The following is a 22,417-nucleotide window of genomic DNA, read 5'->3' as shown; positions in this document are numbered from 1 at the left end:
GCTCCACGGAGGAGTCGGATGCGCAAGTTGATCGTGTCGTTGATCGTGCTCGCCGTCCTGCTCGCCGTCGTCGATCGGGTGGCCGTGGCCGGGGCGGAGCGGGAGATCGCCCGGCAGGTCCAGAGCGCGTACGACCTGTCGGAGCCGCCGTCCGTGGATATCAAGGGCTTCCCGTTCCTCACCCAGGCCGTCTCCGGGCGCTATGAGGAGATCGGCGTCGGCATCGGGCCGATCAGCCGGGAGGGCATCGAGCTGTCGAGCATCGACGCCACGTTGTACGGCGTGACCGCGCCCCTCGCCGATCTGATCCAGAACGCGTCGAAGACCCAGATCCGGGCCGAGCACGTCACCGGGACCGCGGTGATCTCCCGGGAGACCCTGTCCGCTCGGGCTCCGCGCGGCATCCGCGTCGAGGGGGACGGCGGGGACACCCTGAAGGTCTCCGGCGACGTGACCGTGCTGGGCCGGACGGTGCCCGTCACCGCGAGCCTGAAGATCGAGGTCGTCCCGGGAGCCGTACGGCTCACGCCGGCCGATGTGAAGATCGCGGGTGGCCTCTCGGTGCCGAACGTGGCCAAGCACATCGGTTTCACCGTCCCCGTGAAGAACCTGCCGCTCAACCTCAAGATCACCAAGGTGAAGTCGACGCCCCAGGGGCTCGCGATCCAGGGCGAAGCCACCGATGTCCCACTCCACTGAACCGGATCGCCCCGAGGGTGAGCCGACGGCGGCGGGCGACCCCGTTGAACCGGGCGGCTCCGCCGTACGTGATGGAGATGTGAGTCCAGCCGGAACCGCCGACGAGGAGCTCATACGCGCACTTTTCGAGGATCACGGAGGGCCGCTCTACGGTTACGTGCTGCGGCTGACCGGTGATCCGGGCCGGGCGGAGGACGTGGTGCAGGAGACGCTGCTACGGGCATGGCGGCATCCTTCGGTGCTCGAAGGGCGGCCGATCCGCGCGTGGCTGTTCACCGTCGCCCGCAACCTCGTCGTCGACCAGCACCGGGCCCGCAAGTCGCGGCCGCAGGAGACGGGGGACGAGGCGCTGGCCGTGCTGCCCGCCGACGACGAGCTCGACCGGGCCGTCGAATCGTGGGCGGTGGCGGACGCGCTGGCGTCGCTGCGGCCCGAGCATCGCGAGGTGGTCCTGGAGACGTACTACCGGGGGAGATCGGTGAAGGAGGCGGCCGAGGTCCTCGGCATCCCGCAGGGTACGGTCAAGTCGCGGACCTACTACGCGCTCCGGGCGCTGAAACTCGCCTTGGAGGAACGGGGGTTGGCGCCATGAACTGCGACGACGTGAGGATCTCGCTCGGGGTCTACGTCCTGGGCGCGCTCGACCCCGAGGAGACGGCCGAGGTCGAGGCGCACCTGGACACCTGTCCCGCCTGCCGGGCCGAGCTCGCCGAGCTGTCGGGGCTGCCCGCCGTGCTCGGACGGGTGTCGGAGCAGGACATCGAGGTGGCCGCCGCGCCGCCGCCGGTGGTGCTGGAGCGGCTGATCGCCGCCTCGGCCCGGCGCGGCCGCCGCTCGCGGACGATGCTGGCGCTCGCCGCCTCGGTGGTCGTGGCGGCGCTGGGTGGTACGGCTTGGCTGTCGGCCGCGCGGCCGGCCCAGGACGCGAGCGTGGCGGCCGGGTCCGCCGCTGCCTCCTCCTCCACCACCGCGGCCGACAGCGGCGGGGTGGCGCCGCGGGACCAGAAGGAGTCCGCGGAACGCTCCGCCGATCAGCCCGTCGCGATCCAGCCGTACGCGTCCGGCACCGGGGCCGCCAGGCCGCCGGCGGCGAGCTCCCAGCCCGACGCGGCCGCGCGGGAGACGGCCCCGCAGGAGACGGCCGCGCGGCCGAGCCCCGACGCCGCGGCGTCCAGCTCCGAAGTCCAGACGTTCACCACGGCAGAGGCCCCGCCGGTCTCGGAGGCGCGCGGGCGGAGCGGAGACGTGACCCTCGCCGTACGGCTCACCGCCAAGGAGAGCGGGACCGACCTGCGCGCCATGGTCTCGGGGGTGCCCGCGGGAACGACGTGCACGCTGCGCGTCATCGGCCCGGACGGCACCGCGACGACGGTCGGCAGTTGGCCGGCCGGACCGGGGGAGCACGGACCGGGCAAGAACGTCTTCGAGGGGTCGACCTCGCTGTCCGCCGGTGACATCCGCCGCCTGGAGCTGGTCACCTCGGACGGGCGTACGGTCGTGACGACCTCGGCTCCGTCCGCGTCCGCGTCCGGGTCCGGGTCCGGGGAATGAAACGCGGGGAGTCGCGGGTTTCACGGCATGATGACAGCGATCGACGTTCTCGCCGCCGACCTCGGCGCCGAACTCGGCGAGCGGGCCACGCTCGTGCAGTTCTCCACGGCCTTCTGCCGGCCCTGTCAGGCGACCCGGCGAATCCTCAGCGAGGTGGCCGCGATGGTGCCGGGGGTCGGTCACGTCGAGATCGACGCCGAGTCGCGGCTCGATCTCGTCCGGCGTTTCGACGTGCTGCGCACACCGACCGTGCTCGTGTTCGACGGCTCGGGCAACGTGGTGAAAAGGGCCTCCGGCCAGCCACGGAAGGCCGATGTGATCGCCGCGCTCGGTGTGGTGCTGGTCGATCCGTCTCATGGATCATCTCAACAAGCGGACAGCGAGTGACAGATTCCGAGACGACGGGTACTGTCTTGGTCATGACTCCCACGACAGAGCTGCTCACGAAGCGGCGCGCGGTCGATTTCTGCCGCGTCGCGACTTCGCTCTGTCGCATGGCCTGAGGGTGATTCCCGCGGCTGCGTGCCGCTTTCCGCGAATCCTTCAGGAGCATCCCGCACGATGCAAATCAACCCGCGTGGCCCACGTTCCGGTGCGGCCCTGACATCCCCGGTTCCCGTGGCCGCCATGGTCCCGCGCAGCGGACGGCTGCTCGCGGCACGGGCGGGTCTGGCACTCGCGGTCGTGGGACTGATCGGATTCGCGGTCGGGCTCGCCCCACCGGCCTTGGGTGCGACAGCAGCGGCACTGCTGGCCGCCTTTCTCAACGCAGCCTTCGGCCACTGCCCCGGCTGCGAAACGTACTTGCTCATCCGCCGTCTACAACCTGGGAGAATGTCATGAGTCGTTCCGCCGTGCTGGTGGACGCCGATTGGGTTGAGGCCAACCTCGACACGCCCGGTGTCGTGCTCGTCGAGGTCGACGAGGACACCAGCGCCTATGACAAGGGCCACATCCGCGGTGCCGTGAAGATCGACTGGAGGGACGACCTCCAGGACCCGGTCCGCCGTGACTTCGTCGACAAGGCGGGCTTCGAGGCCCTGCTGTCGGCCCGCGGCATCGCCAACGACGACACCGTGGTCCTCTACGGTGGCAACAACAACTGGTTCGCCGCCTACGCGTACTGGTACTTCAAGCTTTACGGCCACGAGAACGTGAAGCTGCTCGACGGCGGCCGCAAGAAGTGGGAGCTCGACTCCCGCGAGCTGGTCACCGACGTGCCCGAGCGGCCGGCCACGAACTACCAGGCCAAGGACCAGGACCTCTCGCTCCGCGCGTTCCGCGACGACGTGGTCGCCGCGATCGGCACCCTGAACCTGGTCGACGTGCGCTCGCCCGACGAGTTCACCGGCAAGCTGCTCGCTCCGGCCCACGTCCCGCAGGAGGCCGCGCAGCGGGGCGGCCACGTGCCCACCGCCCGCAACATCCCGTGGTCGAAGGCGGCCAACGACGACGGCACGTTCCGCTCCAACGAGGAGCTCAAGGAGCTCTACGCGGGGGCCGGCGTCGACTTCGGCAAGGACACCATCGCGTACTGCCGCATCGGCGAGCGCTCCGCGCACACCTGGTTCGTGCTGCACGAGCTGCTCGAGCAGCCCAACGTGAAGAACTACGACGGATCGTGGACCGAGTACGGCTCGCTCGTGGGCGTGCCGATCGAGCTGGGGGAGGCTCGCTGATGACAACCCAGGGTTGCGCCGCTCCGGAGCAGACCGTCGCGCTGCCGGCCGGGATCGACCTGTCCACCCAGGCCGTCATCCAGGGGGTCGTCTCCGGCCCCGGTACGGCCTACGCGCGGCTGCTCGACGACTCCGGTGAGTTCACCGGTGAGGTCGTGGTCTCCGACGAGGGCATCTTCCGTTTCTTCGCCGCCCCCGGCCAGTGGACGGTCCGCATCATCGCGGGCGGCGGCGTCACCAAGGACGTGTCGGTCGAGGCCAAGCTCGGCGAGGTCGCCCAGCTCGCGGTCACCGTCTGATCGTCTTCTTCCGCATCCACCGAAGGCCGGTGCGTTCCGCCGCGAATGCACCGGCCTTCGCGCTGTACGGCTGAGGCGCAGGCTCCGGGGCCTGGTCCGCCCGTCCCGTGATGAGCCCTACGGTTTCGCCGGGGTCCGTGCGTGTGCACGGTGATCGGAGCCCCGGTCTCGACACCGGCCCGCGCCACCGCCCGCATCGTGCGCTCCACCCGGCGACCGTATGTATGCCGGTCAAGCTCGTCCCCTCCCCACGACTGCTCGCCGTGGGCCGTTCCGCGTTAGGCGAGGAACTCGAGGACGCGCGGGATGACGGTGTCCGGGGCTTCGAGGCATGGACTGTGACCGGCGGTCTTGATGCGCCAGAGTTCGGCGTTCGGAATCGCCTCGAACATCTCGTCCGACCAGGCCGGCGGGCGGGCCTGGTCCTGGGTCCCAGAGATGACGAGTGTCCGCGCGGTGATCAGAGGCAGCAGGTCGAGCGCGCTCTCTCGCTGGACGACGCCCCGTGCGGCATGAGCGATCCTGGGGGAGAGTTCGCCGAGACGCTTGGTCCACGTCTCGTGAATGTCCGAGCGAGCCGGGTCGTTGAGAACGGTCGCCGCGAACAGGATGCCCTTGACGAAGTCGACGACCTCAGGGGTGAATCCCTCCCGCTCGAACCGGTCGACGAACGCCCCGAACAGGTCGAGGTTCTCGTCGGTCTCGGCTCTCGCCGACGAGCCCATCAGCACCAGCTTGTCGACCAGATCGGGCCGGCGAGCCGCGATGCGGACCGCGACGTCGCCGCCCATCGACTGCCCGACCATCGACAGGGAGGTGAGACCGAGCCGGTCGACCAGGGCCAGCACGTCGTCGGTGCACTGATCCATGGTCACGGTCGCATCGACTTCGTCAAGGCGGCCGACCTGTCCGAGGAACTCCGGTGCTATGAACCGGAACCGCCCGGCTCCCGCGGCGACGAGACCGTCGAAGGCGCGCGGATCGAGGAACAGTGAGTGCAGGCAGAGCACCGGGCTCAGATGCGTTTCACCGGTGTCGATGGTCATGGGAACTCCAGATCTTTGGTGGTGGGGGGCCGGTGGAGTGGGGGCCGGGTGCGCTCACCATCCGACGGTAGGAGTCACGTCATCGGCATGTCAATAACCGCATGCTGTTTCAAATAATGAAAAATTCGATAGTTGACACAGGATTCACAGTTTGAAACATTGCGGAACATGACCACTGTCGCCGACGTCATCGCACGCACACTGGCCCGCCACGGGGTCGAGACGATCCTGGGCCAGAGCAATCCGACCGAGTTGATGCTCGCCGCCGAGCGCATCGGAATCCGCCAGATCCTGTACCGGACGGAGAACGCGGGCGGCGCGATGGCCGACGGCTTCGCTCGGATCTCCGGCCGGATCGGGGTGGTGGCGGCCCAGAACGGCCCTGCCGCGGCCCTGCTCGTCGCCCCGATGGGAGAGGCGCTCAAGGCGTCGATACCGATGCTCGTACTGGTTCAGGAGGTGCCGTCAGGCAGCCGGGATCGCAACGCGTTCCAGGAGCTGGACCACTTCGCGCTGTTCGCGAGCGTCTCGAAGTGGACGCGGCGCATCGACGATCCCACACGGGTGGAGGACACCATCGACCAGGCGGTCACGATGGCGAACAGCGGACGGCCCGGGCCGGTCGTGCTGCTCGTCCCCCGGGACGTCCTCGGAAAGCCGGCCGTGCCCGGGCGATTCGCGCGCACCGCGGATCTCGGGGCCTTCCCGCTCGATCGTCCCCGGCCGGACGCCGCCGCGGTATCGCGGGCGGCACGGCTCATCGCCACGGCCCGGTCGCCTCTGGTCGTCGCGGGCGGCGGAGTTCACGGTTCGGGTGCGGTGGCCGAGTTGGCCGCGCTGCAGGAGATCGCCCATCTACCCGTGGTCACGACGAACATGGGCAAGGGCGCCGTGGACGAATCGGGTCCGCTGTCACTGGGGGTCGCCGCCAATGTCACCGGCGAGCGCGGACCCGCGCACTTCCACCTCCCCCTGATCGCCGAAGCCGATGTCGTCCTGCTGGTCGGCACCCGGACGAACGAGAACGGCACCGAGGGCTGGACGCTGACATCCCCCGACGCCACCTACATCCACATCGATGTCGACCCGCTCGAGGTGGGGCGGAACTATGAGGCGATACGCCTGCTCGGTGACGCCCGGGCCGCGCTCGGGGACCTCACGGCCGCCCTCGCGGCGACCGATCTCACGCTCCGCGTCGCTCGGTCAGAGGGGCTCAGAGCCGCCATCGCCGCCGGCCGCCAGCGGCACTTCGAGGCCGTCACCCCGCTGTTGGAATCCGGGGAGACCCCCATTGCCCCGGAGCGCCTTTTCGCCGAGCTCGGCCGGCTCCTGGAGCCCGACGACATCGTGGTCGCCGACGCCAGTTACTCCTCGTTCTGGATCGCCGGTTACCTCCTGGCGAAGCGGCCCGGCCAGCGCTTCGTCATGCCACGAGGTCTGGCCGGTCTCGGTTGGGGACTGCCGCTGGCCCTGGGAGCGAAAATCGCCGCGCCTGGGCGACGCGTCATCGCGGTCGTCGGCGACGGTGGGTTCGCACACGTCTGGTCCGAGCTGGAAACCGCGGTGCGAGAGCGTCTTCCGGTGACCGTCGTGGTGCTCAACAACTCGGTCCTGGGAGCCCAGAGGCATGTCGAGAACGCCGTGTTCGGCGAAACGACCACCGGCGTGGAGCTCGATCCCGTCGACCACGCCGCCATCGCGACCGCCGTGGGAGCCACCGGGATCGTGGTGGATCACCCGGACGCCATCGCCCCCGCATTGCGGAAAGCGTTGGTCTCCGGCCACACCACGGTGATCGACGTGATCGTCGACCCCGACGCCTACCCGCCCGTCCGGGCGTTCGACCCGTTCACCGACCGGCTCAATGCCCCGCTTCATCGGGCCATGCCCGCCTCGCATGCCTGATAATTTCAGATAGTGAACAGTTCGTCGGCCAAGTCCACACAGCAGACCCTGCAGACCGTCGAGCGAGCGCTGAGCTTTCTCGAGTACGTGGCGGCCGCCGACCCTCCGCCGACGGTGAAACAGGTCTCCGTCGGCCTCGGCCTGAACATCACGACCTGCTATCACCTGATGCGGACTCTGCTCGCGCGTGGCTACATCGAGCGCCGAGCCGACGCCACGCTCCGGCTCGGAGCCGGCGTAGGCGCCCTGTTCCGGACCTACCAGCGCAGTTTCAACATCAACGACAAGCTCGCGAGCATCGTCGGCGAGCTTGCCGACACGACTGCGGAAACCTCGTTCCTGTCGACTCTCGACGACAAGAACCTGATCTTGAAAGTTCTGGTCGAAGGGTCGCAACCGCTCCGTGCGAGCGGGCTCTACGTCGGCCTCACCGGCAACGAGCCACACCGCGCTTCGGGCAAGGCCGTGCTCGCCCACCTCGATGCCACGCTGCGGGACGAGATCGTCGCACGCAACCTCACCGGCATGGCACCGTCCGCACAGCGGCGGTTTCGCACGGCTCTGCTACGGGAACTCGAGGAGGTCAGGGCGAGGGGGTGGGCCGTTGACGTCGACTCCAGCCCCGGCATCACGGCGATCGGTTCCCCGTTCTTCGAACATGACGGTTCCGTGGCCGGCGCCGTCGGAATCGTCGCACCGACATCGCGGTTCAGCGAAGCCCGGGACAAGATGGTCGGTACGGTGCTCGACGCGGCGAACAAGGCGACGTCGGTCCTCGGTCTCGCACCATGAGGCCGCGTGGCGCATACCCGCGCGTGGCCGAGTCGGTGTGGGTGGCAGCAGGGGTGACCGCCGGCCGGACCGGCGAGGTCATCTCGTCATGACGTTGCCGACGGGGGCGGGAGCGAGCCGATAACATGCGGCAGGTGTCTGGAACGTCCGCGATCGCCGCTCCCTCCCAGGCCGCCGGTGCCGAGAAGCCGACCTGGATGCTGTCGCCGTACGCGCTGCCGTTGCACGCCTTCCGCATCGCCGCGAAGTGCGCGCTGCCGCTGATCATCTGGTTCTCGCTGGGGCGCCTCGTTCGGTGGGGGCTGCTCCTGCTGGCCGCGACGCTCTCGCACGGGTCGTGGTACCAGGCACGGCTGGTCGTGGTGATGTTCCTGTTCACGCTCGTCGTGATGACGTCGCTGGCCACGACGGCCGGAATGCTGTACGTCATCCGCGACGCCCTCATGGAGACCGGGGCTCGCCGGGAGGCGGGCGAGGGCAGGGAGAGCCTGCTCGGCGCGCTCAACCGCACCGCCCTCGTCTTCGCCGGCATCTACCTCACCTGGGGCTTCGTCACCCAGGACGTCCGTGACTTCATGGAGATCGACCTACGGCGGCAGCCGGATCGCATCCTGGTCGACGCCTTCGCGGGTGAGGACAGCGGCGTGATGGCCGGGCTCATCGGCCTGGACGCGAAGGTCTCCCTGGTGACCATGGTGGTCGCCTATGTGATCAAGACGTTCTTCGGGCGGCGGCACGAGGCCGGCGCCGGGCGTTTCTCCGGGATCCTCGCCACCTTCGGCGAGCTCGCCTTCGTGTTCTACGGGATCAACGCGCTGCATGCGGCCGTGGGGGCCCGCTCCGACTGGCTGGGCGGCCGGGCCGTCGTCACCGCATGGCACGACTGGACGGATCAGGCCAAGGCGAGCGTTCCGGGCTGGGAGCAGGTCACGGGCTTCATCGGCGCCGTCTGGCCGTACGTCATCGACGCGCTGGTCGTTCCGCTCGCCTGGCTGACGGTCGGCATCCTGGTCTACGGCGCGTACGCGGAGGACACCCGGACCACGATCAGGGGCACCCGGCTGGAACGGGCGGCGGAGCATGTCGAACGAGCGCACAACTGGACGCGACTCGCGCTCATCAGGCTGAGCGCCGGTTGGACGGGGCGTTGGATCCCGCTGCTCAACTCGCTGCGGCTGACCATACGCGGCGGAGCCCCGCTCTTCGGGCTGTTCGCCCTGTGCTACGTGGGGCTGCGCGTGGGCGGGGACTACCTCGGGCGGGCGGGCCGCTATCTCGCGGCGTTCGACGAGCCGTACATCTGGTTCATGACCTATGTGCCCGTCGCCATCGTCGTCGATCTACTGGTGACCACGCTGAGCATGTGTCTCATCGCCGCCACCTTCGACCTGGCCGCGAGCAGGCGGCGGCGCGGCCTCCAGTAGTTCCAGGGTGCGGTGGTTCCAGGGCGCTGCGCCGTCGGCTCAGCGCAGGAACCGCAGCACGTGGTCCGGCTTCTCCTCCGTTTTCACGGACTCCTTCATCATGTCCTCGACGGACTGTCCGGGGACGCTTCTGGAGATGCTGGGGCGCAGCAGGATCTCGACCTGATCGGCGACGGGCGGCGGCACCACGCCGACCAGCTCGATCCGGTACGGCGTGCCGACCTTGTTCTCCTCGGTGTCGGCCGGCGTCTCGTTGCTGAGCTCTTCCATGAGCCAGATCCGGCCGGTCTCGTCGGTCAGCCGCACCTCCGGAGAGCCGTGGCGGATGGCGCCCTCGCCATCGATGGCGGTCCTCGTGACGACGGCCTTCATCCACTGCCGGTCAGAGGTGTCCGGTTTGCCGGTCGGATCGGGGATCTTCTCGAGCCTGGCCTGCCACGAAACGTGCTGCCAGGTCGCGGAGCGTCCCGGCTCGACGAGGTGCACCTGGTCGCTCGGGCGGGCGTACTTGTAGACGTTGTAGCCGAACCAGGTGGGCGCGCCGATGGAGAGGACGAGGGACAGTGCCGCGCCCACTCCGAGCAGCGCCGTACGCCGGCGGCCTCGTCCGGTCTTCCCGCCGCCGGAGGAGTGGTCCGATGGAGCGGCCGGGTCGGCGGGTGACGGTCCCGCGAACGGTGATCCGGCCGATGGCGAATCCACCGGTGGATGCTCCGGTGAAGGCGAATCCGCCGATGGCGGCAGGGCGGGGGAGGCCCCGCCGTGCGACGGGGAGGAGGCGAGCGGGGTGGCTCTGAGGGCGGGGAACGGCTGGGTCGAGTCCCCCTCATGGAGGGGCGGCCACACCCGGACGTCCTGCGGCTGCCGCAGGGTGCCGGGAATCGGGATCGCGGCCGGTGCCTGAGGCGGTCCTTGCGGCAGCGGACCGCTGTAGGTGATGTCGGACGGGTCGTCCGGGATCTCCGTCGGCTGGCTCGGCGGGGGCGCGAACCAGTCGCGCTCACGCGGCGTTTCGTCGGCCGGGGTCCGGTTCGTGCGGGGCTCGTTCATCGCATGTTGCTCACGAGTGAGTAATAGTCCTCCGCCTGTGCGATGAACCGGCGGGCGGTCCCACCGGACAGGCCCAGGTCGATCTCGGCTTCGGGGGCGGAGTAGTCGGTGATGAACCCGGTCGGGGGCGCGACGACGAGACGAGCGCCCGACACGGCGTCCTTGGGCACCTCGAAGACCAGGACTCCCCTCGACCAGAACCCGGGCTGGTAGTGCCGGTTGAACGCGGTGAGGCTCTGGTTCACCTTGTCAGTCGTCTGGTAGCGCCGGCCGTCCCTGGTGAGCAGCACGACATTGGGGCCGGGGCTCAACCGCATCGGCTCATTGGCGGTGGTGACCGAGATGTCGGCCACGAGGAACAGGTTGCTGGTGCCCACCTTGGTCACCTGGTCGCCGTAGTCGGTGGTGTCGACCGCGAGCGCGGCGGTCATCGAACTCACCTTGATGCTGAACCGGTGGGTCTCCACCACCTCGCCGATCTGTCCCTTGATGGTGATGAGCGAGGAGCGCTGTTCGGCCGGCAGGGCGAAGGTCTGCGCGTAGACGGCGGCCGCCGCGAGCGCGACACCGACGACGGCGGCGACGAACCGCGCGCCGAGCCTCCGCTTCCCCGGTGGTCGTCGGTGTGTCTCGGCGGAGTGCCGGGCCGGGCGGGAGGTCTCGGGCTGCGTGACGGCCATCATGTCCGCTCCTGCCGTACGGGCAGGGAGACCCGCGCGGCGACGGTCGGGGTGAACTCGCCGTCCTTGTCTTCCTCCCCGACGAGCCGCCAGTAGTGCGTCTGGTCAAGCGTGCCGTGCGGGGCGTAGACGAGCCGGCCTACATCCACCCGTATCTCGGGGGGCACCGTGGCCGTGGGCTCCAGCTCGTACTTCACGACGACCGTGGTCGTGATCCCCGGATGGAGCTGACGGCTCTTGATCCCGTAGCTCAGCACGCTCACGTCGGCGCCGTACTTGCTCTTGATCTCCGGTTCGACGCGGAGCAGCGAACCGGCGAAGGAGTAGGGGATCTCCGGGATCGCCTTGCCCGGCTCGGGCAGGAGCCCGACGGACGTGGTCGCCTTGCCGAGGTTGGTGACCTTGATGGTGATTTCGAGGATGCGCCGGGCCGTGCCGAATTCGCCCTGCTCGATCGTGTCGATCGCCTCGAGCAACTCCGTACGGAACTGACCCTGGTCGATGGCCTGCCCGGGAGCGACCTGAGCGGGCTTCTTCGGCGGAGCCTCGTTCAGCCCGCCGAACGCGGCGGTGACGCCGACCCCCGCGGCGGCCAGCGCCGCGGCGACCGGGACCAGGACCGGGCGTCGGCGACGGATGCCATGACTGGGTGACGTCATGGCAAGCGATGGTAGTACGACCACACTTGCCTCATCTGCCCCGTTGATCCTTTTCCTTGCCGGGGCGCGCCGTGGATCCCGGGACTGTGCCGTTGATCCCGCCTCCGGCGGGACTGTGCCGTTGGTCCCGCCTCCGGCGGGAAATAGCGCACGAATGGCGGGAAGCCCACCCTGACAGGGCTTCCAACTCCTACGCTGGTGATCGAGGCGGACATGGAGGACTGGGCTCGTGGGCGACCCGCACCCTGAGCATGCCCAGCCTCAGGCAGATCGGATCTACCTGGGCTGGCAGTACGCTCTGCTGTACCCGGATCCCGGACCACCACCGAAGCGTCCGGCCCGGGATGACGTCGTCGCCGAGGAGGACACGGCCGGGCAGGACGACGAGTGGCTCCGGCGGGCACGGCTCCAGGAGGATCTGCTCAACCGCCCGGTACGGATCTTCCGTACGTTCATGACGGTCGTGACGGCGGTGATCCTCGTCCTCGGCCTGCTGGGTCTGCTGGCCTGGCCGCTCGTGCTGCTCGGCCTGGTGGCGGCCGGCGGTATCGCCGGCATCTGCGCGTACGCCATCCGGCAGGGCAACCGGACCGTCGACGCACGGGTGAGCCAGCGCAGGGAGCTGGCGCGGCGCGAGCAGGAGCGGCGCCGCCGCGAGATCGCCAAGGCCCAGGAGGAGCACGCGGCCAGATATCGCGACTGGGCCGAGAAGAAGAACAGGTTCGACCGCCAGCTCACCTGGTACGCGGTGGCCGTGCCCGACGAGATCGACCGGGTCGACGTGGCGGGCGGGACGCTGCCGGGGTGGTCGGCGCTGATCACGCTGATCGGCGCGACCCGCCTCTACAGCGGGGGCCATCTGACCGTCCTCGACCTGTCCGAGGGCGCGATCGCCAAGGACCTGATCGAGCTGGCCAGACGGGGCGGCGACGATCCGCTCGTGTGGGTGCTCCCGGTCGACCTGCCCCGCCTCGATCTCGGTGCGACGCTCAAGCCCGAGGCGTTCGCCGACGTGCTCGCGCACGTGGTCAGCGTCAGCGAGGAGACGAGCCGGGACATCGGCTTCGACAACGCGATCCTGGAACGGGTGCTGGAGGTCCTCGGCGAGAACGCCACGATCAGCCAGGTCACCGCGGCGCTGCGGGCCCTGGCCCAGGTGGGCGACCCGCGCGACGACATGAAATTCGGCCTGCTGACCGCGACCCAGCTCGAACGCATCGGCATGCTCTTCGGCCGGGGCGTGGCCGACCGTGTGGTCATCGAACGGGCCTGGGCGCTGGAGTCCCAGTTACGCAAGCTGGAGACGCTCGGCACCGAGGCCGTACGGCTGCCGCCCGCCCGGCTGCGCGTGGTGAGCATGGACCGGCAGGCCGGCGTCTTCGGCAACCGTGTCCTGGGGACGTACGTCGCGACCGCGCTCACGCACATCCTGCGCCAGTCGCCGGCGAGCGAGCGGCCCTGGTACCACACGATCATCGTGGCCGGGGCGGACAAGCTGCGCGGCGACGTGCTCGACCGGTTGATGGACGCGTGTGAGACCTCGCGTACCGGGCTCGTCCTCACCTATCGCAGCCTCACCCCGACCGTGCGGGAGCGCCTGGGCCGCGGGCACGCCGCCGTCGCGTTCATGCGCCTGGGCAACGCCGAGGACGCCCGGGTGGCGAGCGAGCACGTCGGCACAGAGCACCGGCTGCAGCTGGCCCAGCTCACCGAGACGTTCAGCTCGGCGGTCCACGGCACGGGCGGGTTCTACACCTCCACCGTGGGCGCCGGCCGGCCCAGCCAGGAGGAGAAGGGCGAGGGAGACCTCAGGGAGGACATCACCGAGTCGACGGAATGGGGCCGCCACGCCAACACGGTCGCCGAGGGGGTGCTCCAGCGGTCGCGCGAGTTCCTGGTCGAGCCGCACCAGCTTCAGCAGCTCCCCACGACCTCCGTGATCGTCACGCACGCGACGGCCGAGGGGCGGCAGGTGCGGCTGGCCGACGCCAACCCGGCGATCCTCACCCTCCCCAAGACCACGTTGTACGAGTTCGGCGAGGTGCGGCGGGCCGCGCTGTCCGCCGAGGCGTCGGAGCCCACCGGGCCGGGGGAGCGGGGAGCCTCGGGTGAGCGGGGGACCTGGACGCGGGACGAGAGGGTCTCATCGCCGGGTGAGCCGCCGGAGGAGACCACCCTGCCCGATGTCGCCGGGCCCGAAGCCGTACGGCCCGACAGGGCGCCGGCCGATCCCCCGCCGGAGGACGCCCCACCGCCGAATCTAGGTCCCCCGCCCCCGCGGCTCGACTGGCGCAGGCGGCCATGACACCGTCGGGAACGGGTAAGGGCATCGTCAACACGGCCATGCGGACATGTTCGTTGAAGGAGTCTCTTCCCTGTTCGTCGTCAACTGAGGGATCTCATGCAGCCGTTCCCCCTGAGCGGGCCGTGGTACCGAATCAAGGCGATCACGGCCCCTTCGCGTAGTTCATCCGCAGAGTGGGACTTCGTCACGGTTCTCCCGGCCGTCCTTTCCGCCGCCCAGCGCAACCGCCCGTTCGTCATCGGCTGGCTGTCCCGGGGCTCGGGCGCACCGCTCGAACTGATCACCAATGCCGGGCCGCTCACCCCGCCCCGTCCGCCCAGGCGGGCGGCGGTGTCCGGCGAGGCGCACGTCTCGGGCCCCCAGCCGCTGCTGTTCCCCGGCGGCGCACGCGGGGTGGAGATCGGCGACGAGTGGCTGGACGACCTGGCCGACCTCGTGTGGACGCCGTGCCCCGGGCGTCAGGCGCCGCCGTTGTACGGCAGGCGCGAGCCGGAGCCCGACGAGCACAAGCGGCCGACGCTGTTCGAGTCGACGCTGGTCACGCTGATGTCCCGGCCGTTCGGCTGGGTCGTGGTGGCCGAGCCGACCGACCTGCTCGACGACGAGGTCGCCCACCTGCGCACCCAGCTCAACGTGCTGCGTCAGTACGGCGACGCCTCCGAGCGGTCGCGGTTCGACGCCGAGCGGGCCGAGCGCAGGATGCAGGAGCTCGACGCCTTCCGTGAGGCCGGGCTGTGGAACGTGCGGGTGCTCGCCGGCGCCGCCGGGCCCGACGAGCTGCGCCAGATCGCGCCCGTGCTCGTCGGTTCCGTGGAGATGAGCCATCACCCCTACCGGCTGCGCAGCGTGATGTCCCTGGCCGCCCTCGCAGGCGGAGCCGATCGCGATCACACGGGTGGTCCGGTGTACGGCTTCGCCGAGGCGCTGGCGGTCAACCTCCAGGACCCGGCCGACCCCGCCGACGGGGCGTCCGCGCCGTTCGCGGCCACGGCGGGGGCGCTGGCCGCGCTCGCCGGACTGCCGCGCCGGGAGGTGCCGGGCGTTCGGGTGCTGGACGCGGGGTTCTTCGACGTGACGAGCGAGGCCGAGGTGGAGGGCTCGGGCGAGCTGATCGATCTCGGTGCGATCGTCGACGGACAGGACCGGGCGGTCGGCACGTTCCGGGTGCCGCTGGCCACGCTCAACCGCCACGCCTTCGTCACCGGGGCCACCGGCTCCGGCAAGTCCCAGACCGTCAGGCACCTGTTAGAGCAGCTCACCGAGGCGGGGATCCCGTGGCTGGCGATCGAGCCGGCCAAGTCGGAGTACGCCGCGATGGCAGGCCGGGTCGAGCACCTGGCCCCGGTGACCGTGATCAACCCGTCGGCGCCGGACAACGTGCCGATCAGCGTCAACCCGCTGGCGCCCGAGCCGGGCTATCCCGTCCAGGCGCACATCGACATGGTCCGCGCGCTCTTCATGGCCGCCTTCGACGCCGAGGAGCCGTTCCCGCAGATCATGTCGCTCGCGCTGCAGCGGGTCTACGAGGCCAACGGGTGGGACGTGGTCACCGGGGGAGCCGTCCCCGGCGCGGCCGTACAACCCGCTGTGCCGACCCTGGAGCAGCTCCAGCAGCACGCGCTCGAGGTGATCCAGGAGATCGGCTACGGCAACGAGGTCCAGGCCGACGTCGAGGGGTTCATCAGCCTGCGGCTGCGCAGCCTGCGGGTGGGCAGCGCGGGCAGGTTCTTCGAGGGCGGCCACCCCGCCGACATCGGCGGGCTGCTCCAGCGCAACGTCGTGCTCGCGATCGAGGACGTCGCCAACGACGAGGACAAGGCGTTCCTGATGGGCACGCTGATCATCAGGATCGTCGAGCACCTGCGGATGCGGGCCAGGCAGGAGACGCGGCACGAGGGCGGGCCTCCCGGGCTGCGCCACGTCATCGTGATCGAGGAGGCGCACCGGCTGCTGCGCGACCGGGGCGCGCGGCGCGCCTCCACCCACGCGGTCGAACTGCTCGCCGGAATGCTCGCCGAGATCAGGGCGTACGGCGAGGGCATCATCGTGGCCGAGCAGATCCCGACCAAGCTGGTGTCCGACGTCGTGAAGAACACCGCGCTCAAGGTCGTGCACCGGCTCCCCGCCGAGGACGACCGGCAACTGGTGGGAGCGGCGATGAACCTGAGCGAGGACCAGTCCCGGCAGGTCGTCTCGCTCCAGCCCGGGCATGCCGCGGTCTTCGCCGACGGCATGGACCGGCCGCTGCGGGTGCACGTGCCGCTGGGGGAGCAGCGGGAGCACCTGGTGGTCAGTCCGGTGCCGCCGATACACGGCCGCCGCTCGGCCGCCTGCGGCGACGCGTGCCGTACGGGCAAGGCGTGCACGCTGGTCGAGCTGCGGGAGGCCGACCTGTTCGCGGCCGCGCCCGAATGGGCCTGGCTGCGGATCTGGACCGACACGGTGATCCTGGCATTCGTGACGAACCGGTCGCTGCCCGGCGTGCCGCGCGTTCTCTCCGACGCCTGGGCGGAGCTGCCGGCCAGGCGGCGCGAGTGCCTGCTGGCCACGCTGATCGAGCGGGCGGTCGCCGCCCGCGCCTGGTCGCTGCGCACGTGGGTCGACCCGACGCTGCTGACCGCGAAGGCGGCCGAGGTCGCGGCCGGGCTGCTCGGCCGGCCGGAGCGGACGCCGCCGATGCGCGCTGGTGAGCGCCCGGGGCCCTCATGGGTGATTCCGCAGGTCCGCTGGCTGCACGAGGTGGACAGGCTGTTCCCACTCGGCCGCCCGGCGCCCGACCTGCGCAGCCCGGCCCCCGCGATGGAATATCCCCTGTTCGGGACCGAGCGCCAGACGACCGGCGCGGCCCGGCCCACCGGGGGTGATCCGGCGGCGGCGGATGGGCGCGACGGCGCGGTGGCGGTGAGCGTACGCACGGAACTGCTCGGCCACCGGGCCAAGGCGCTGCGCCATCACCCGCTGTCGATGGAGGTCGACCGCAACCGGGCGCTGGCCTGGCGGGTGATCCTCGGCGACGACGAGCACGAGGGCATCCAGCGGGACGTGACGACCGTCGCGATCACGGTGGAGCCGCGTGACCGGATCAAGTACGTCGCCCAGACGATGGCCGCCGGCTGGCTGGAGACCGTGCTGTCGTGGCCGCGCCGCTTCGTGCTCCCCTTCGACGGGGAGACCCCCGCCGAGCTCTCCTTCACCGGCCCCGAGGGCCCGGGACCGTCCTGAACGACACCCCGACAACCCGGTGACGGCCCCCGGCAGACGTCGAATGACGTGGCGGGAGGGGGACTAGGATCACGGGCATGAGTCAGCTTCCGTTGCGGGCGCAGCTTGCCAGCGCCCTCGGCCGTACGGCGGCGACGCTGTCGCGGGCCACCGGACGCGGTGACGGTTCGGTCATCGGCGGCAGGGTGGGCCTGATGCTGGAGCCCGACCTGCTGCGCAAGCTCGCGGCGGACCGCAAGCTCGTGCTGGTCAGCGCCACGAACGGCAAGACCACCACGACACGGTTGATCACCTCGGCGCTGCAGGAGCTCGGCGACGTCGCGACCAACGCGTTCGGCGCCAACATGCCGGCGGGGCACGTCTCGGCGCTCGCCGCCGCCAAGGACGCTCCGTACGGCGTGCTGGAGGTCGACGAGAAGTACCTTCCCGAGGTGCTCGACACGACCGGGGCCGGGGTCGTCTGCCTCATGAACCTCAGCCGCGACCAGATGGACCGGGCGGGTGAGATCTGGCTGCTCGCCCAGAAGTGGCGTCGCGCGCTCAGCGGCAAGCCGGCCCATGTGATCGCCAACTGCGACGACCCGCTGGTGACCTGGGGGGCCTCCACCGCCGCCAGGGTCACCTGGGTGGCGGCCGGGCAGCGCTGGCGTGAGGACTCCTGGTGCTGCCCCGAATGCGGTGGCCCGCTCGACCGGTCCGCGTCCGGGGCCGCCTGGGCCTGCCGTGAGTGCACCTTCCACCGTCCCGAGCCCAACTGGGTGCTCGAAGGGGAGGACGTCATCGACCCGCGCGGCGCCCGCTGGCGGCTCGACATCCAGCTTCCCGGGGAGGCCAACCGGTCGAACGCCGCGATGGCGCTGGCGGTCGCCGAGACGTTCTGGGTCGATCCGGCCCGGGCGCTGCCCAGGTTGCGCATGGTCACCTCGGTCGCCGGACGTTACACCATGGTCGAGCGCGACGGCCGCGCGCTGCGGCTGCTGCTGGCCAAGAATCCGGCCGGCTGGCTGGAGGCGTTCGACGTCGCCGATCCCGCGCTGCCGATCATCCTGTCGGTGAACGCGCAGGGCCCCGACGGTCGTGACACCTCCTGGCTCTGGGACATCGACTACCGGATCCTGGCCGACCGTCCCGTGTTCGTGACCGGGGAGCGGCGTCTCGACCTGGCGCTGCGGCTCGCCGTGGCCGGTGTGCCGTTCCAGCTCTGCGACTCGTTCCAGCAGACGATGGCGGTCGTGCCGCTCGGCCGGGTCGATGTGATCGCCAACTACACCGCATTCCAGCAGATCCGAGCGGAGTTCGGCCGTGCAGTCTGAATTGTCCATCGTCTGGATCTATCCGGACCTGCTCAGCACGTACGGAGACCAGGGCAACGTGCTGGTGTTGGAGCACCGTGCCCGAGCCCGGGGCATCGCGACCCGGACGGTCCACGTCCGCTCCGCCGACCCGGTGCCGCAGTACGGGAACATCTACCTGATCGGCGGTGGGGAGGACCGTCCCCAGATCCTCGGCGCCGAGCGGCTGCGCAGGGACGGCGGACTGCGGGCGGCCGTGGCGCGCGGGGCGGCGCTGCTGGCGGTCTGCGCCGGCTATCAGATCATGGGATCGGTGTTCGGCGGCGAGGACGGCCGGCCGGTGGAGGGCCTCGGGCTGCTCGACATCAGCTCGGGCCGGGGCGAGCGGCGCGCGGTGGGCGAGCTGGTCGCCGACGTCGATCCGGCCCTCGGCGGCCTGCCCAGGCTCACCGGGTTCGAGAACCACATGGGCGTCACCAGGCTCGGTCCCGGTGTGCGCCCGCTCTCCCGGACGGTCGTCGGTACCGGCAACGGCGACGGCACGGAGGGCTGCTACGCGGGCAGGGTCATCGGGACCTATCTGCACGGCCCCGCGCTCGCTCGCAACCCCGCCCTCGCCGACCTGCTGCTCAGCTGGGTCGTCGGGCCGCTCGCTCCGGTGGACGACGTCTGGTATCAGCGGCTGCGCGAGGAGCGCCTCGCGGCGGCGCTGCCGGGTGCGGGATCTTCGCTGTAGGGACGGACGGCGGGTCGGCTACGGCACCGCCGGACCACGCCCTGGAACCGGCGGGTGCCGAGCGGTGCGGCCGAAGGCGAGGAGGAACCGATCAGTAGACCAGGGCCTGGGTGTCGTCGGTGAGGATCTCCTCGACGAACGTCGGGGCCCCGGCGATCCGCACGCCGTCGATGACGTCGTCGACGGTGATGCCGCGGCGGGCGGCGCACTGCGTGCACAGCGTGACCCTGCCCCCCGCGAGCACCGCGTCGAGCAGATCCTGCAGCGGCGGCGCCTCCGCCAGGGAGAACTCCTTGGCCCGACCGGGCAGTGCGAACCACGCTGATTCGCCGGTCAGCCAGAGCGAGACCGGTATGCCGGAGGCGAGGGCGGCCGCCGCGACGGTGAACGCCTGGTTGCACCGCTCCGGTGCGTCGGCTCCGGCTGTCACCTTGATCACCAGTGATCGTGCCATGCTCGCAGCCTAGCTCCTGGGTCTCGGGGCGGCGGCGCCACCTGCCCACAAGTACGGATATATGCCTATGCGGGGTGGGACGGGCGATCCGAGGTCCATCGGCGCCGAGCGGTGCCGTACGGCTTCTAAGCTCGTTCCATGGAGCAACATCCCGACCTTGAGCCGATCGCCTTCCTCCTTGGCCGCTGGGAGGGAGCCGGTGTGATCGGCTATCCGACCATGGAGAGCGCCAACTTCGGGCAGGAGGTGGTGTTCGGGCACAACGGAAAGCCGTTCCTCACCTACGAGAGCCGGACCTGGCTGCTGGACGCGGAGGGCGCCAAGGTTCGCCCACTGGCCAGGGAGTCGGGTTTCTGGCGGATCCTGCCCGAGCGTCAGTTGGAGGTCTGCCTCGCCCATCCCACCGGGATCGTGGAGATCTACGTGGGCGAGGTCGTCTTCCACAAGATCGAGCTGCGTACCGACATCGTCGCGCGAACCGCGACGTCCAAGGAGTACAGCGCGGGCCACCGGCTCTACGGCCTGGTGAACGGCAACCTCATGTACGCCTATGACATGGCGGCAGTCGGACACCCGCTGCAGTCGCACGCGTCGGCCGAGTTGAAGAAGGTCGCCGACTTCGCCCCGGACACCGACGCCTGAAGCAGAAAAGAAGAACCCCGGGCGTGCTCCGCTCCGGAGAGAATTCTCACGGAGGCGGGCCGGCTGGACCATGGCAGAGAACGTGACACGTGCTCCGCCGCCGGCTGCCCGGGGTTCCGGTGACTGCTGTGGATTCGCCAGACGTCGTACGACATCTGGACGGAAGGCCCAGATGGACGCCGTCTAGCGGACAGCCACCTCGCTAGCCCAAGAATGATCAACCATTTTTTGGACCACCTCCCTTCTGCGTATCTGCACGCTATGCGAGTGGTCCAGGGGCGGGCAAATGATTATTCGTAGGGATTCCTCCGAATATCGACATGTCGTGTGGTCCCGAGGGGGCGTCCGGCACGCCTAAGATCTGGGCATGGCCGAGACTTGGCATGAGGAGCTGCGCGCACGGGGCTACCGGGTCACCCCACAGCGTCAGCTCGTGTTGGAGGCGGTCACCGAGATGGGCCACGCGACGCCCGAGGAGATCTGCACCCGGGTGCAGGAGACGGCGCGCGGGGTGAACATCTCGACCGTCTACCGCACCCTGGAACTGCTCGAAGAACTCGGGCTGGTCACCCACACCCACCTCGGTCACGGCGCCCCCACCTACCATCTCGCCTCCGAGGCCGATCACGTGCACCTCGTCTGCCGGGGGTGCGGCGAGGTCACCGAGGTCGCCCCCGACCTGGTCCAGGCCCTGGTCTCCACGCTCGACGGCGAACTCGGATTCGCGACCGACGTCAGCCATCTCACCGTTTTCGGCAACTGCCGCAACTGCCGCTGAGCTCGTACGGCTCCCGCAGGAGGGGGCACGCCTCCGGGAAAGGGAGGCCTGATCGTGGGGGCCGTACCGACCGAATAGTCTTGACGGCATGCGGAGCCCATTGCTTGACACACCCGGGGCGGTCGCCGGGGAGACGCCGGACGATTCCGTGGCCGCTCACTACGGCGACCTGTACGGGGAGCAGCGCGCACTCGCGGCGGGCCAGGCGCTCGTCGACCGGAGCAACCGCGGGGTCGTACGGATCTCCGGCCCCGACCGGTTGCGGTGGCTCAACGACCTCAGCTCCCAGAAGCTCGACACGCTCGAAGCCGGGATCCCCACCCAGACCCTGCTCCTCGACGGACAGGGCCGGGTCGAGCACCACCTGACGCTGGTGGACGACGGTGACGCGGTCTGGGCCCATGTCGAGCCGGGCACCTCGGGAGAGCTGGTCGCCTTCCTGGACAAGATGAGGTTCATGCTGCGGGTCGAGGTGGCCGACATCGGCGCGGACTACGCCGTGGTCTCCGTCGCCGCGCCGGGCAGCACTCCCGGCGCCGGCGCCGGCACGGGCGCGGCCGCCGAGGGCGTCGTGGCGATCGGCGGCGATCTGCTGGTGCCGCGTGACCGGCTGGCCGGGCTCCCCGCCGAGCTGGGGCTGCGGCCGGCCGGGCTCTGGGCGTACGAGGCGCTGCGGATCGCGGCCCACATGCCGCGGCTGGGCTTCGAGACCGACCACAAGACGATCCCGCACGAGGTCGGCTGGATCGGCGCCGCCGTACACCTGAGCAAGGGCTGCTATCGGGGCCAGGAGACGGTGGCCCGAGTCCACAACCTCGGCCACCCGCCGCGCAGACTGGTCTTCCTGCACCTGGACGGCAGCGTCGACGTGCTGCCGCCGCACGGCGCGCCCGTGACGCTCGGCGTCGGCAAGCCGGTGGAGGCCGAGCCGGAGGCGGCCGTCGAAGGGGCGGCGGAGCCGGGTCAGCTCGGGTTCGTCGGCTCCTCGGCCCGCCATTACGAGCTGGGCCCGATCGCCCTGGCCGTCGTGAAGCGGACCGTGCCCGTGGACATCGATCTGCTGGCGGGAGGTGTGGCCGCCGCGCAGGAGGTCATCGTCCCCCCGGACGCCGGCCGCAATGTCAAGATCGACCCCGCGCTGCGCCGCCGCATCCGCTAGGGAGTGTTGAAAGCGCCGCCCGTCGCCGCATCCGCCGACGCCCCC

At 70.4% G+C, this 22,417-nt stretch carries 22 protein-coding genes; 17 read left to right on the top strand and 5 right to left on the bottom strand.

Annotated elements, in window-relative coordinates:
- Positions 1–18: 18 nt before the first annotated feature.
- The 7 genes from AP234_RS30065 to AP234_RS30040 all read left to right on the top strand — a co-directional run bounded on the left by AP234_RS30065 (position 19) and on the right by AP234_RS30040 (position 4,228).
- Complete coding sequence (locus tag AP234_RS30065) at positions 19–699, top strand: LmeA family phospholipid-binding protein (protein ID WP_055483129.1); 681 nt, start codon at positions 19–21, stop codon at positions 697–699.
- Positions 700–778: 79 nt separating this feature from the next.
- The gene (locus AP234_RS30060; protein WP_055483128.1) at positions 779–1,291 is read left to right on the top strand and encodes a sigma-70 family RNA polymerase sigma factor; all 513 of its coding nucleotides are present in this window, start codon (positions 779–781) and stop codon (positions 1,289–1,291) included.
- Complete coding sequence (locus AP234_RS30055) at positions 1,288–2,250, top strand: zf-HC2 domain-containing protein (protein ID WP_055483127.1); 963 nt, start codon at positions 1,288–1,290, stop codon at positions 2,248–2,250. Before AP234_RS30060 ends, AP234_RS30055 begins: the two co-directional genes overlap by 4 nt.
- Before the next feature lie 27 nt (positions 2,251–2,277).
- Entirely contained in the window at positions 2,278–2,637 is a 360-nt protein-coding gene (locus AP234_RS30050; protein ID WP_055483126.1) for a thioredoxin family protein, read from the top strand.
- Between the two features lie 174 nt (positions 2,638–2,811).
- Positions 2,812–3,093, top strand: coding sequence for a DUF4395 family protein (locus AP234_RS35520; protein WP_083502569.1), 282 nt, complete (start codon positions 2,812–2,814; stop codon positions 3,091–3,093).
- On the top strand, positions 3,090–3,929 hold the full coding sequence (locus tag AP234_RS30045) for a sulfurtransferase (RefSeq protein WP_055483125.1): 840 nt from the start codon (positions 3,090–3,092) through the stop codon (positions 3,927–3,929). The genes AP234_RS35520 and AP234_RS30045 overlap by 4 nt, the downstream gene beginning before the upstream one ends.
- Positions 3,929–4,228, top strand: coding sequence for a DUF1416 domain-containing protein (locus tag AP234_RS30040; protein WP_055483124.1), 300 nt, complete (start codon positions 3,929–3,931; stop codon positions 4,226–4,228). The genes AP234_RS30045 and AP234_RS30040 overlap by 1 nt, the downstream gene beginning before the upstream one ends.
- Before the next feature lie 278 nt (positions 4,229–4,506).
- On the opposite strand, the gene AP234_RS30035 is transcribed toward AP234_RS30040, so the two are convergent.
- Positions 4,507–5,274 carry an alpha/beta fold hydrolase gene (locus AP234_RS30035; RefSeq protein ID WP_055483123.1) on the bottom strand — a complete coding sequence of 256 codons (768 nt, stop codon included), beginning with the start codon at positions 5,272–5,274 and terminating at the stop codon, positions 4,507–4,509.
- A 132-nt stretch (positions 5,275–5,406) separates the two neighbouring features.
- Between AP234_RS30035 and AP234_RS30030 the strand changes: the two genes are divergently transcribed.
- The 3 genes from AP234_RS30030 to AP234_RS30020 all read left to right on the top strand — a co-directional run bounded on the left by AP234_RS30030 (position 5,407) and on the right by AP234_RS30020 (position 9,395).
- A complete protein-coding gene (locus AP234_RS30030; protein WP_431999121.1) occupies positions 5,407–7,179 on the top strand; it encodes an acetolactate synthase catalytic subunit in 1,773 nt (590 codons plus the stop codon).
- Between the two features lie 12 nt (positions 7,180–7,191).
- Positions 7,192–7,971: an IclR family transcriptional regulator gene (locus AP234_RS30025; RefSeq protein WP_055483121.1), complete on the top strand. Its 780-nt coding sequence runs from the start codon at positions 7,192–7,194 to the stop codon at positions 7,969–7,971.
- Positions 7,972–8,105: 134 nt separating this feature from the next.
- On the top strand, positions 8,106–9,395 hold the full coding sequence (locus AP234_RS30020) for a hypothetical protein (protein ID WP_152990690.1): 1,290 nt from the start codon (positions 8,106–8,108) through the stop codon (positions 9,393–9,395).
- Between the two features lie 39 nt (positions 9,396–9,434).
- On the opposite strand, the gene AP234_RS30015 is transcribed toward AP234_RS30020, so the two are convergent.
- The 3 genes from AP234_RS30015 to AP234_RS30005 are packed head-to-tail and all read right to left on the bottom strand — an operon-like array spanning position 9,435 to position 11,784.
- Positions 9,435–10,445, bottom strand: a complete 1,011-nt coding sequence (locus tag AP234_RS30015; protein ID WP_055483119.1) for a hypothetical protein — start codon at positions 10,443–10,445, stop codon at positions 9,435–9,437.
- Positions 10,442–11,128, bottom strand: coding sequence for a DUF4352 domain-containing protein (locus AP234_RS30010; protein WP_055483118.1), 687 nt, complete (start codon positions 11,126–11,128; stop codon positions 10,442–10,444). The genes AP234_RS30015 and AP234_RS30010 overlap by 4 nt, the downstream gene beginning before the upstream one ends.
- Positions 11,125–11,784 (bottom strand): hypothetical protein, encoded by a 660-nt coding sequence (locus tag AP234_RS30005; RefSeq protein WP_055483117.1) that lies wholly within the window; start codon positions 11,782–11,784, stop codon positions 11,125–11,127. Before AP234_RS30005 ends, AP234_RS30010 begins: the two co-directional genes overlap by 4 nt.
- 229 nt (positions 11,785–12,013) lie before the next feature.
- Between AP234_RS30005 and AP234_RS30000 the strand changes: the two genes are divergently transcribed.
- The 4 genes from AP234_RS30000 (at position 12,014) to AP234_RS29985 (ending at position 19,339) form a co-directional block, all read left to right on the top strand.
- The gene (locus AP234_RS30000) at positions 12,014–14,089 is read left to right on the top strand and encodes a hypothetical protein (RefSeq protein WP_055483116.1); all 2,076 of its coding nucleotides are present in this window, start codon (positions 12,014–12,016) and stop codon (positions 14,087–14,089) included.
- A 96-nt stretch (positions 14,090–14,185) separates the two neighbouring features.
- Positions 14,186–17,311, top strand: coding sequence for an ATP-binding protein (locus AP234_RS29995; protein ID WP_055483115.1), 3,126 nt, complete (start codon positions 14,186–14,188; stop codon positions 17,309–17,311).
- A 77-nt stretch (positions 17,312–17,388) separates the two neighbouring features.
- Positions 17,389–18,624: a MurT ligase domain-containing protein gene (locus AP234_RS29990; RefSeq protein WP_055483114.1), complete on the top strand. Its 1,236-nt coding sequence runs from the start codon at positions 17,389–17,391 to the stop codon at positions 18,622–18,624.
- Complete coding sequence (locus tag AP234_RS29985) at positions 18,614–19,339, top strand: type 1 glutamine amidotransferase (protein ID WP_055483113.1); 726 nt, start codon at positions 18,614–18,616, stop codon at positions 19,337–19,339. The genes AP234_RS29990 and AP234_RS29985 overlap by 11 nt, the downstream gene beginning before the upstream one ends.
- Positions 19,340–19,430: 91 nt before the next feature.
- Here AP234_RS29985 and AP234_RS29980 read toward each other — a convergent pair whose 3' ends face one another.
- Positions 19,431–19,793: a DsrE family protein gene (locus AP234_RS29980; protein WP_055483112.1), complete on the bottom strand. Its 363-nt coding sequence runs from the start codon at positions 19,791–19,793 to the stop codon at positions 19,431–19,433.
- Between the two features lie 138 nt (positions 19,794–19,931).
- On the opposite strand from AP234_RS29980, the gene AP234_RS29975 reads away from it, so the two are divergent.
- The 3 genes from AP234_RS29975 (at position 19,932) to AP234_RS29965 (ending at position 22,372) form a co-directional block, all read left to right on the top strand.
- Complete coding sequence (locus AP234_RS29975) at positions 19,932–20,435, top strand: FABP family protein (RefSeq protein WP_055483111.1); 504 nt, start codon at positions 19,932–19,934, stop codon at positions 20,433–20,435.
- Positions 20,436–20,802: 367 nt separating this feature from the next.
- Positions 20,803–21,213, top strand: coding sequence for a Fur family transcriptional regulator (locus AP234_RS29970; protein WP_055483110.1), 411 nt, complete (start codon positions 20,803–20,805; stop codon positions 21,211–21,213).
- A gap of 88 nt (positions 21,214–21,301) precedes the next feature.
- The gene (locus tag AP234_RS29965) at positions 21,302–22,372 is read left to right on the top strand and encodes a YgfZ/GcvT domain-containing protein (protein ID WP_055483109.1); all 1,071 of its coding nucleotides are present in this window, start codon (positions 21,302–21,304) and stop codon (positions 22,370–22,372) included.
- Positions 22,373–22,417: the final 45 nt, after the last annotated feature.

This window comes from Sphaerimonospora mesophila (genome assembly GCF_001417795.1).
Lineage (GTDB): Bacteria > Actinomycetota > Actinomycetes > Streptosporangiales > Streptosporangiaceae > Sphaerimonospora > Sphaerimonospora mesophila.
The sequence above is the reverse complement of the archived record's forward strand: the minus strand, read 5'-3'. Positions and strand labels throughout refer to the sequence as shown.

What these genes read in the sequence shown, in the direction of transcription:
- AP234_RS30050 (WP_055483126.1), top strand. Translation starts at nt 2,278, where the DNA reads ATGATGACAGCGATCGACGTTCTCGCCGCCGACCTCGGCGCCGAACTC.
- AP234_RS29995 (WP_055483115.1), top strand. Translation starts at nt 14,186, where the DNA reads ATGCAGCCGTTCCCCCTGAGCGGGCCGTGGTACCGAATCAAGGCGATC.
- AP234_RS30015 (WP_055483119.1), bottom strand. Translation starts at nt 10,445, where the DNA reads ATGAACGAGCCCCGCACGAACCGGACCCCGGCCGACGAAACGCCGCGT.
- AP234_RS29970 (WP_055483110.1), top strand. Translation starts at nt 20,803, where the DNA reads ATGGCCGAGACTTGGCATGAGGAGCTGCGCGCACGGGGCTACCGGGTC.
- AP234_RS30010 (WP_055483118.1), bottom strand. Translation starts at nt 11,128, where the DNA reads ATGATGGCCGTCACGCAGCCCGAGACCTCCCGCCCGGCCCGGCACTCC.
- AP234_RS30005 (WP_055483117.1), bottom strand. Translation starts at nt 11,784, where the DNA reads ATGACGTCACCCAGTCATGGCATCCGTCGCCGACGCCCGGTCCTGGTC.
- AP234_RS35520 (WP_083502569.1), top strand. Translation starts at nt 2,812, where the DNA reads ATGCAAATCAACCCGCGTGGCCCACGTTCCGGTGCGGCCCTGACATCC.
- AP234_RS30040 (WP_055483124.1), top strand. Translation starts at nt 3,929, where the DNA reads ATGACAACCCAGGGTTGCGCCGCTCCGGAGCAGACCGTCGCGCTGCCG.
- AP234_RS30035 (WP_055483123.1), bottom strand. Translation starts at nt 5,274, where the DNA reads ATGACCATCGACACCGGTGAAACGCATCTGAGCCCGGTGCTCTGCCTG.
- AP234_RS29975 (WP_055483111.1), top strand. Translation starts at nt 19,932, where the DNA reads ATGGAGCAACATCCCGACCTTGAGCCGATCGCCTTCCTCCTTGGCCGC.
- AP234_RS30045 (WP_055483125.1), top strand. Translation starts at nt 3,090, where the DNA reads ATGAGTCGTTCCGCCGTGCTGGTGGACGCCGATTGGGTTGAGGCCAAC.
- AP234_RS29980 (WP_055483112.1), bottom strand. Translation starts at nt 19,793, where the DNA reads ATGGCACGATCACTGGTGATCAAGGTGACAGCCGGAGCCGACGCACCG.
- AP234_RS29965 (WP_055483109.1), top strand. Translation starts at nt 21,302, where the DNA reads ATGCGGAGCCCATTGCTTGACACACCCGGGGCGGTCGCCGGGGAGACG.
- AP234_RS29990 (WP_055483114.1), top strand. Translation starts at nt 17,389, where the DNA reads ATGAGTCAGCTTCCGTTGCGGGCGCAGCTTGCCAGCGCCCTCGGCCGT.
- AP234_RS30065 (WP_055483129.1), top strand. Translation starts at nt 19, where the DNA reads ATGCGCAAGTTGATCGTGTCGTTGATCGTGCTCGCCGTCCTGCTCGCC.
- AP234_RS30055 (WP_055483127.1), top strand. Translation starts at nt 1,288, where the DNA reads ATGAACTGCGACGACGTGAGGATCTCGCTCGGGGTCTACGTCCTGGGC.